Origin of the sequence: Zhongshania sp., from assembly GCF_041623545.1 — a bacterium.
In the GTDB taxonomy this organism is placed as follows: Bacteria; Pseudomonadota; Gammaproteobacteria; order Pseudomonadales; family Spongiibacteraceae; genus Spongiibacter.
In genome coordinates, this window is record NZ_JBFJWS010000126.1 from 1 (window position 1) to 8,582 (window position 8,582).

The following is an 8,582-nucleotide window of genomic DNA, read 5'->3' on the forward strand; positions in this document are numbered from 1 at the left end:
CTGCCGCTCGCGGGTGTATTCAATGGTTTTGTTGATACAGTCCTCCATGCCCTTTAAACCGCCGGCAGCGGCAAACAATCGCTCCTCTTGAAACTGCAACATTTGATAAATAAAACCGTGTCCCTCTTCACCGATCAGGTTTTTTTGCGGTACTCGTACATCGTCAAAAAATACTTGAGCGGTATCAGAGGAGCGCATACCCAATTTATTTAGGCGCTCGGAAAAGGATACGCCGGGGGTATTTGTGGGCACAATGATCAACGATTTATTGAGATGGGGTTTGTCGTCACTGGTATTGGCTAACAAGCACAAATAGTCAGCCTGGGTGGAATTGGTAATCCACATCTTAGTACCGTTAATAATATAGTCGTCACCGTCTTTTTTCGCAGTGGTCTTTATCGCCGCCACATCAGAACCCGCGTGGGGCTCACTTACCGCGATAGAAAACACCGCATCACCAGCAATGGCAGGCGCTAAAAATTCGCGGCGCAACTCATCACTGCCAAAGCGCGCCAAAGCCGGGGTCGCCATATCGGTTTGCACACCAATTGCCATCGACACGCCGCCGCTAGCGATACGGCCCAGTTCCTCGGAGAAGACGATTTGGTAGCTGTAATCCAATCCCATGCCACCGTATTCCAGTGGCTTAGCGATACCTAGCAAGCCAAGATCACCCATTTTTTTAAACAGTTCATGGGCGGGGAATATACCGTCAGCTTCCCACTGATCAGCATAGGGGTTAATTTCAGTATCGATAAAACGCGCAATTGTTTCGCGTATGGCATTATGCTCTTCAGTAAACTTCATAGTCGTTCCTTATTATTAAATGTGGGCCGCACTCATCCAAACAAATTGGGGACATTCTCAAAAGGATAAGGTGTCGGCGAAAACAAGGACGTCTCCTTGCCAATGGCCTCCGTTTTTATAAAAGCCGGTCGCGCCGTCATACGCTGAAAATAATCGAGCACCTGGGGTTCGTAAAACTGCGACAAACCCAAACCATCACCAAGGTACAGAGCGTAAGCCACAGCAATATCCGCTACGGTAAAGCGTTCGTCACAGAGAAATTCTCGGCCAACGATATGACTATTCAAGCGTTTAAGCCGTGCTAAAAACCACTTATAGTAGTCGTCAACGACTTGTGGTTGGCGGCGTTCCGGCGGCTCTAACTGGGAGTAGCGTAATACCAAGGTTTGCGGGAAGGTGAGTGTAGCGTCGCTGTGAAACAGCCAATTAAGATAATCGCCATATTCCGCGTGTCCTGCTTTCAGACCAAAATCATAGCGCTGATAGCGCTCTACCAAATACAGGCCAATGGCGGAGGACTCTGTCATGTGGGTATCGCCGTCGACAAAATACGGCACTGTTCCCAGTGAATTCACTTCGAGGTAGTCGCGCTGAAACATACGCGGCGGAAACGGCAGTACTTCTAGGTCATATTCGATACCCATCTCTTCTAGCGCCCATAGCGCGCGCAGTGAGCGTGAGGTATAACAATGCCATAATTTTGGCTTGGTTTTCGGGCTCAATATTGTCGTCATAGTTTGTATCCTTAAAGCTTATATTGGCGGGCAGCAAGGTCGCGCATAATCTCTTCGGAACCGCCGCCAATGGCGTTAACCCGTACTTCGCGATAGAAGCGCTCTACGCGATTGCCACGCAAATAACTGGCCCCACCTAAGATCTGACTGGCTTCTCTAGCGCAATACTCCATTGTTTCGCTCGCTTGTACTTTGGCCATGGCTAAATCGCCAGGATCACAGCGGTCCTCGATCGAGGCCTGTGTGAGGTATTGTAAATAGGTTTGAGTGGCGTTGATTTTTTGTTTCATACTCGCGATTTTATGGCGGATCACTTGATGGTCAGCCAAGCGCTTGCCAAAGGTTTTACGCTGCTGCGCCCACTCTACTGCGTCTTCTAAACAGGCCCGCGCGGCCGCTTCCATAGTGACAGCCAAACTTAAACGTTCGGGATTGAAGTTGGTCATAATGACCCAAAAGCCCTGCCCCTCCTCCCCCAATAAATTGCTAGCGGGCACCCGCACATTATCAAAGTAGATGGTTCCTGTGTCGGCACACCACCAACCTTGCTTCCGGTTTAGCGGCGTTCTCGCCACCCCCTCTAAGTCCGTGGGAATGAGTAACATCGACACCCCTCGGCCACCCTCGCCGCCAGTGCGCACCGCCGTAGATACCCAGTCAGCACCCATTACGCCAGAGATAAATGTTTTGCTGCCATTAACAATATAGTAGTCGCCATCACGCACTGCGGTTGTGGTGATATTAGCCACATCAGAGCCACCGGACGGTTCAGTGATCCCCAGTGATATGCGTTTTTCACCAGCCAGTACCGGCGTTGCGACCATTTGTTTTAACGCTTCACTGCCGTAGTTCATCACTGGCGGCAGGCCAATACCGTGAATTAGCAAATTGCTGATCAGCCCGCCAGCTGAACCAGCGCGAGTAAATTCTTCGTTAGTGATGTTCACGTGCCACTGGTCGATTCCCTCGGAAATTCCGCCGTAGGACTCAGGATAACCCAGTTGCAGTACGCCAATATCAGCTGCTTTCTTCCAGAGGCTGTCAGGGACTTTGCCCGCTTCTTCCCAGTCGTCGAGAAAGGGCACAACCTCTTTTTCTAACCATTTACGGAGCTGAGTACGCCACTCTTCATGTTCGGGGCGTAAATAGGGGTTGTACAGGCGCGCACTATCAAACGTTAGGGACATTATGCTCACTCTTTGAAAATGACTATTTGGAACTTCAGCGCCTTAGTCTAGCGACTTGAGGGATTTAGGCTTGGGCAACGGTGCCAGCATAGTCGGGAATGAGTGCCAGAATGAGCTAAAGTTATTGCTTGCGGTAATCTCGCGGCGACCGGCCATGCCAGCTGCGAAATGCACCTGAAAAGGAGCTTTGATCCATATAGCCTAACAAAAAGGCAATATCGGTAATGCTCAGCCGCTCATCACTGAGGTATTGAATCGCAAGCTCGGCACGTAATTCCTGCAATACCTGTAAGAACTGGGTGCCCTGCTCAGCTAAGCGACGCTGTAGAGTACGCCGCGAGATATTAAGAGCTCCAGCTGCCTTGTCGATGTTCATATCGCCACTGGGCAGCAAGCGCAGCAGGGTTTTACGTACGGCAACAATAAAATCATTGCTATCGCTATTATCTTCGAATAAATAACGAATTGGCTGGGCCAAGGCCTGAACCCAATTCGCATCCAATTTAATGAGGGCATAATCAAGGCAAGCACGATCTAAATACAGGCAGCTTACAGGCTGATTAAAAAGTAAGTTATTGCCAAATTGCTGTTTCAATAAGCTTAGGTCGGCCGGCTCAGCGTAGCTAAAATGCGCTTCTCGCACGGGTATCGGCCGCACACACACTGAATTAACAATTGCTGCGGCAACCGATAAGGATGAATCAGTCAGGTAACGCTGGGCAGCGGTCTCTGGCGCCAAAGGCTGCCAATCTAAACGAATGAACTCGCCTTCGCGTCGTACATTAACTTCACCAATATCCCCGACGATCCGCAGTACACTCGGCATGACATTGAGATATTCACGGAAGGTCGTGCACGCGGAGCAGGCATAGAGCTGCAGGTTCAAGCGGTTTATGTAATCTATACGGCCGATATAGAGGCCAATATCTGGCGCTGCTGTTCTTTCGCCAACTAAGTCGTATAGAAAAAACAGAATGTCCACCGGATAGCGGCAATCGGCATCGTCTAAATCACTTTTCGCTATTCCCGCCTCAACGAACAAGCCATCTATATTCGCGTCCAAGGCCTCCGCGGCCTGAAACAAAGCTTTAAAGGCGGAGCTATTAACAGTCCACTCGGGCACTGAACTCATTGATGAAGGGCGATTTAACACTGATATCGTCATTGCAGCTAATTTAAAGCCCTAGTGTATGCGAGGCAATTGTCGCTGGGTAGGGTTAATCCCGGAACAGCCAATACTAAACACCCGTGGGAATATGGATCTGAGGAGTCACTGGTCTATAATGTTTATCTTGTTAACATTCCCGATATATCTGCCGGAGGTCTCTTGCGCTATTTACCCCGTTTTAACGCCACGCCACGTACTTTAAAAGCATTCGGTTTGAGTCTCGCGCTTCTTGGCACAACCAGCACCCTGCAAGCTGAACTAAGCCTAACTGCTCACCTGTCGACAATTGGTCCAGGTATCGAACTAGGCTATAAATTGAGTCCGACATTTGGTGTACGTGCCGGTTGGCAGCAGTTTTCTACCGACTTTGACTTTAAGCCCGAAGACGAAAACGGTGTGCCTGGCGATGAATTAACATATGAAGGCGATCTGGACCTGAAAAATGGCAGTTTGCTCGCAGATTGGCACCCTTTTAAAGGCGTCTTTAGACTCACCACCGGCTTGTTACTGAACAATAGCGGCACCAAACTCGTTACCAATTGTAAAACTAACACCGCTGGCGCAGTGCCCGTCGCCAATAGCTGCGAAGTTGGTGGCAGCAGCGTACCCGGCAGTGATATTGGCGAGGTCGACATCACAATCGACTTTGAGGAGAGTATTGCGCCTTATATCGGCTTCGGCTGGGCATTTCAGCAGGATAAACGCTGGTTTATCAGCGCCGACTTGGGCGTGGCATTTTTAGGTAAGGCCAACGCCGACATACAGACCACCGGCTCATGTAACAACACAGAATCCTGCCGCGCCCAGCTTGACGACGAGGAAAGGGAAATTGAGGAAGACATGGAGTCTCTGGAATTCTTTCCCGTAGCCAAACTCGGCTTTGGTTATCGATTTTGATCGCTCAGCAGCAACTATAGGTTTCAGACAGTCAACGCGTTCCGCGCTACAGAGGGAATCTGCGCATGAGTACTTTTGAGTTTCACACCACCAAGTCAATCATTGTCGAACCCGGTGCAGCAGCCAATATCGCGTCTCGCGTGCGCGCCTTGCAGTGTGATTCAGTATTAATTGTCACAGACCCAGGCGTACTGGCCGCGCAGTTACTCGACACTGCACTAGCGAGTTTTACGCAGCACAATGTTAAGGTCAGCGTATACTCTGATGTCCTTGCCGATCCGCCAGAATCCGTTATTTACGCTGGCGTCGAGGCAGCCCAAATCGCCAATGCAGACTGTATTATTGGTTTTGGCGGCGGCAGTTCAATGGATGTTGCCAAGCTGATTGCCCTGCTTGCCAGCGGCAGTCAATCTTTGCCTGAAATCTATGGCGTCAATCAGGCTGAAGGCCCGCGCCTGCCGTTAATATTAGTACCCACAACCGCGGGCACCGGTTCAGAAGTCACCGCAATTGCCATCGTCACCACCGGCGAGAATGAGAAAAAGGGTGTAGTGTCCCCGCTGCTACTGCCAGACATTGCCCTTCTCGATGCCAGCCTCACACTGGGACTACCTGCCGCGGTCACCGCTGCGACTGGCATCGATGCAATGGTTCACGCCATTGAGGCCTATACCAGCAAGCGCTTAAAAAACCCCATATCCGATGCCCTCGCGAAAGATGCCCTCCGCCTGCTCGCCGCGAATATTCACACGGCCTGTAAACACGGTAAAAATATTAAAGCCCGGGAAAATATGCTACTCGGGGCCTGTTTGGCCGGCATGGCCTTTGCCAATGCGCCAGTAGGTGGTGTGCACGCTTTAGCGTATCCGGTGGGAGCCCGTTTTCATGTTCCCCACGGCCTGTCGAACTCTTTAATGCTCGGGCCAGTGCTGCGTTTTAATATGCCTAATGCTGAAACGCTGTACGCCGAACTCGCGGATGTGGTTTACCCCGCTGCCAGCGGTACCAGCTTTCGCCGCGCCAATATGCTCGTTGAGTATTTACAAAACCTACCGCAAGAGCTCGGCATTGCCACTCGCCTTAAGGATGTTGGCATTACTGAAGGCGACATCGCCGCCTTAGCAGCAGACGCCATGAAGCAAACTCGCCTTCTGATTAATAATCCCAGAGAAATTCAATTAGCCGACGCAGCAACCCTATACAAGGAGGCTCTGTGAGCGAAAAAGCCCCTGTACCTAAACGCGACGAGTACCCCCATTTCTGTGAAATTCAAACGCGCTGGCACGACAACGACGTTTATCAGCATGTGAACAACGTAATTTATTATTCTTTTTTCGATACTGCCGTAAACGAACATTTGATTAGCAGCGGCGTTCTCGATATTGCAACGAGCTCGGCTATTGGGCTTGTGATAGAAACTCAATGTCAGTACTTTTCTTCGGTAAGCTTTCCTGACAAAGTGACTGTCGGCCTAAAAGTGGTTCATTTAGGCAATAGCAGTGTGCGCTATGAAACCGCCCTGTTTCGCAACGCTGATAATGAAGCTGCTGCGCTAGGCCGCTTTGTACATGTTTATGTAGACCGCCAAACAAATCGACCTGTACCAATACCAGCCCCTGTGCGCAAGGTGCTACAAAGTATATACCGTGATTAAGGAGTTACAGATGTCAGATCCATTGCAGCAACTCATCGCCCTGCTCAGTTTAGAGAAGATTGACGAAAATCTATATCGCGGTCAGTCTGAAGCCACAGATTGGGGCCGAGTTTACGGTGGTCAGGTCATTGCGCAAGCACTGTCGGCGGCAGCTCAACAGGTTGACCCAGAGCGCCACATTCACTCCTTTCATTCTTATTTCTTGCGGCCAGGCAATCCCGACTATCCCATTATTTTTGAGGTTGAGAGCAACCTCGATGCCGGCACCATTTCTAACCGTCGCGTTAAAGCTGTCCAACGTGGCCAAACCATCTTTTTTATGACCAGTTCATTTCAGCTCAACATCGATAGCTTCGATCACCAATCACCGATGCCGCCAGCCCCGCCGCCGGAGAACTTACCCAAGGAAATGGAATTATCCGCAGAGGCGATACGCCTAACCCCTGAGGAATGGCTACCCAAATTCAATGCTGTGCGCGCCATCGACTTTCGCGCTGCGAGCATCAAAGACCCCGTTAACCCCGACACCACAAAGCAAATGTGGATGCGGCCAAACGGGCTATTACCAAACAACCCCTGCGTGCACAATTATCTTTTAGCTTACGCGTCTGACTTTTGCTTTTTATCTACGGCTAGCCAAACCCACAAGGTTTCGTTTATGACCGAAGACATGCGCATGGCCACCATTGACCACAGCATGTGGTTTCACCGGCCTTTTGATTTTAACGACTGGCTGCTTTATGACATGGAAAGCCCCAGTGCTTCTAATGGACGAGGATTTGTGCGCGGCAAAATTTATGATCGCGCGGGCAATTTAGTCGCAAGTAGCACCCAAGAAGGCATTATGCGTAAAAAGCGCGGAACCTAAGCCAATCCATTTCAATTTGCGAAATACTGAGATTGAGATATGCCTACCCCATGGTCATCGTCACCAATGGGGTAGTTCATGAACACTTTTTAAAATACTGCGGTATTTTCTGTTGCTCCTTAATTTTTGCGTTCTGAATTCGCCGGGGGCTCAGACATCATATTCGTGGCGCTATCGGCTAACATGTCGTCAATCGCATTAGCAATTAAATACAAACCTGCTGCGGCAAATACCACTAACGTTCCGGCCACCACGCCAGTAGTTTTGAGAAAACTAAATCGTTTCTCCCTAACTTCGTCAATTTCAGAAAACAAATGAGAATGTCCTGCTCGATCGGTAAAGCCGTCATCAGAAACCATAGCGATAACTGCCGCCTCCTGTTTACCGTTTAGAAAGCGCACATCATAGGCGTCTCCAGAAACTAAGGGGGGACGATTGTTTACAACAGGTCGGTAACTTCGTGTGGTCGTACACGCTGTTAAGGAAATAAGCACCGCAACAACACCTTTGACTAATCTTGATTGACCAGCCCGCATAGAAATTCCTTTTCAATACTGATAAATATCGGCCTATATCAATATAGAAGAGTCGCAAGATAGGCGGCAATTGAAATTAAAGCGGCAAAATTACAGCGTCTAATAAAACCAATATTGTAACTGCAATGCCTGCACTAATGAGGCAGGGCTGCACAGGTATTACGCCGAGAAATAAAAAAGCCCGCACTAAACGCGGGCTTAAATTTCTCCGGTGAATTAAAACAGCTTACCAAGGTTAATCAGCTGGGTTTCGCCATTGCTGTCTTCTACACCGTCGTTGTCATTGACCATAATTACATTACCACTTTCTAGAATGGCAATGCCCTCTATTTTTTCGGTCACCATGCCGCCAGTGCCTCGCAAATCATCTAGCACATCACGCACCAGAGTTTTATTAAGTAAAGCACCATCAGCCAAGCCGCTAACATCGAATTTGTACAAACGTTTAATAGCCGTATCTGGCCCACCTTGGTTGTCGCGTTCAATCACAAGGAACTCGCCATTTCCGAGTGCGCTAATCTCAGACAAGCCAACCCAACCGCCGTTTTGGGATTCTGGCGCGTCAAGCGGGTAAAACACAAAGCTCCAGTTTTCAGTAGCAATATCATATATACCGATACGGACGTTGACCTCACCTTGCCAAGCGCGCTGAAACGCGACATACAATTTGCCATCGTACTCCGCTACACCCTCAAAGCCGTTGTTACGCTGCATCAAGTTGATCGCAGCAG

At 49.6% G+C, this 8,582-nt stretch carries 10 protein-coding genes; 4 read left to right on the forward strand and 6 right to left on the reverse strand.

Annotated features, from left to right (window positions below; translation table 11 throughout):
- The 4 genes from ABYT30_RS11770 to ABYT30_RS11785 form a co-directional block, all read right to left on the reverse strand.
- Positions 1-807, reverse strand: an 807-nt coding sequence (locus ABYT30_RS11770; protein WP_373096627.1) for an acyl-CoA dehydrogenase family protein, incomplete at its 3' end; no start/stop codon positions are given.
- A 32-nt stretch (positions 808-839) separates the two neighbouring features.
- Positions 840-1,541, reverse strand: a complete 702-nt coding sequence (locus ABYT30_RS11775) for a glutathione S-transferase family protein (RefSeq protein WP_373096629.1) — start codon at positions 1,539-1,541, stop codon at positions 840-842.
- Between the two features lie 11 nt (positions 1,542-1,552).
- Positions 1,553-2,728: an acyl-CoA dehydrogenase family protein gene (locus tag ABYT30_RS11780; RefSeq protein ID WP_373096631.1), complete on the reverse strand. Its 1,176-nt coding sequence runs from the start codon at positions 2,726-2,728 to the stop codon at positions 1,553-1,555.
- Positions 2,729-2,849: 121 nt separating this feature from the next.
- On the reverse strand, positions 2,850-3,860 hold the full coding sequence (locus ABYT30_RS11785; protein ID WP_373077887.1) for an AraC family transcriptional regulator ligand-binding domain-containing protein: 1,011 nt from the start codon (positions 3,858-3,860) through the stop codon (positions 2,850-2,852).
- Positions 3,861-4,055: 195 nt separating this feature from the next.
- Between ABYT30_RS11785 and ABYT30_RS11790 the strand changes: the two genes are divergently transcribed.
- From ABYT30_RS11790 to ABYT30_RS11805, 4 genes are all read left to right on the forward strand, one after another.
- Entirely contained in the window at positions 4,056-4,793 is a 738-nt protein-coding gene (locus tag ABYT30_RS11790; RefSeq protein WP_373077884.1) for a hypothetical protein, read from the forward strand.
- A gap of 65 nt (positions 4,794-4,858) precedes the next feature.
- On the forward strand, positions 4,859-6,010 hold the full coding sequence (locus ABYT30_RS11795) for an iron-containing alcohol dehydrogenase (RefSeq protein ID WP_373096633.1): 1,152 nt from the start codon (positions 4,859-4,861) through the stop codon (positions 6,008-6,010).
- Positions 6,007-6,447 (forward strand): acyl-CoA thioesterase, encoded by a 441-nt coding sequence (locus ABYT30_RS11800; RefSeq protein WP_373077878.1) that lies wholly within the window; start codon positions 6,007-6,009, stop codon positions 6,445-6,447. Before ABYT30_RS11795 ends, ABYT30_RS11800 begins: the two co-directional genes overlap by 4 nt.
- A 10-nt stretch (positions 6,448-6,457) precedes the next feature.
- Positions 6,458-7,315, forward strand: a complete 858-nt coding sequence (locus ABYT30_RS11805) for an acyl-CoA thioesterase domain-containing protein (protein WP_373077876.1) — start codon at positions 6,458-6,460, stop codon at positions 7,313-7,315.
- Between the two features lie 119 nt (positions 7,316-7,434).
- On the opposite strand, the gene ABYT30_RS11810 is transcribed toward ABYT30_RS11805, so the two are convergent.
- Together ABYT30_RS11810 and ABYT30_RS11815 are read right to left on the reverse strand one after the other, a co-directional pair.
- The gene (locus tag ABYT30_RS11810) at positions 7,435-7,851 is read right to left on the reverse strand and encodes a hypothetical protein (RefSeq protein ID WP_373077875.1); all 417 of its coding nucleotides are present in this window, start codon (positions 7,849-7,851) and stop codon (positions 7,435-7,437) included.
- A 216-nt stretch (positions 7,852-8,067) separates the two neighbouring features.
- Positions 8,068-8,582: esterase-like activity of phytase family protein (locus tag ABYT30_RS11815; protein ID WP_373096635.1), on the reverse strand; the 515-nt coding region annotated here is incomplete at its 5' end.

Excerpts from the sequence above, each read along its gene's own strand:
- ABYT30_RS11775 (WP_373096629.1), bottom strand. The coding sequence starts at position 1,541 with ATGACGACAATATTGAGCCCGAAAACCAAGCCAAAATTATGGCATTGT.
- ABYT30_RS11780 (WP_373096631.1), bottom strand. The coding sequence starts at position 2,728 with ATGTCCCTAACGTTTGATAGTGCGCGCCTGTACAACCCCTATTTACGC.
- ABYT30_RS11785 (WP_373077887.1), bottom strand. The coding sequence starts at position 3,860 with ATGAGTTCAGTGCCCGAGTGGACTGTTAATAGCTCCGCCTTTAAAGCT.
- ABYT30_RS11795 (WP_373096633.1), top strand. The coding sequence starts at position 4,859 with ATGAGTACTTTTGAGTTTCACACCACCAAGTCAATCATTGTCGAACCC.
- ABYT30_RS11805 (WP_373077876.1), top strand. The coding sequence starts at position 6,458 with ATGTCAGATCCATTGCAGCAACTCATCGCCCTGCTCAGTTTAGAGAAG.
- ABYT30_RS11810 (WP_373077875.1), bottom strand. The coding sequence starts at position 7,851 with ATGCGGGCTGGTCAATCAAGATTAGTCAAAGGTGTTGTTGCGGTGCTT.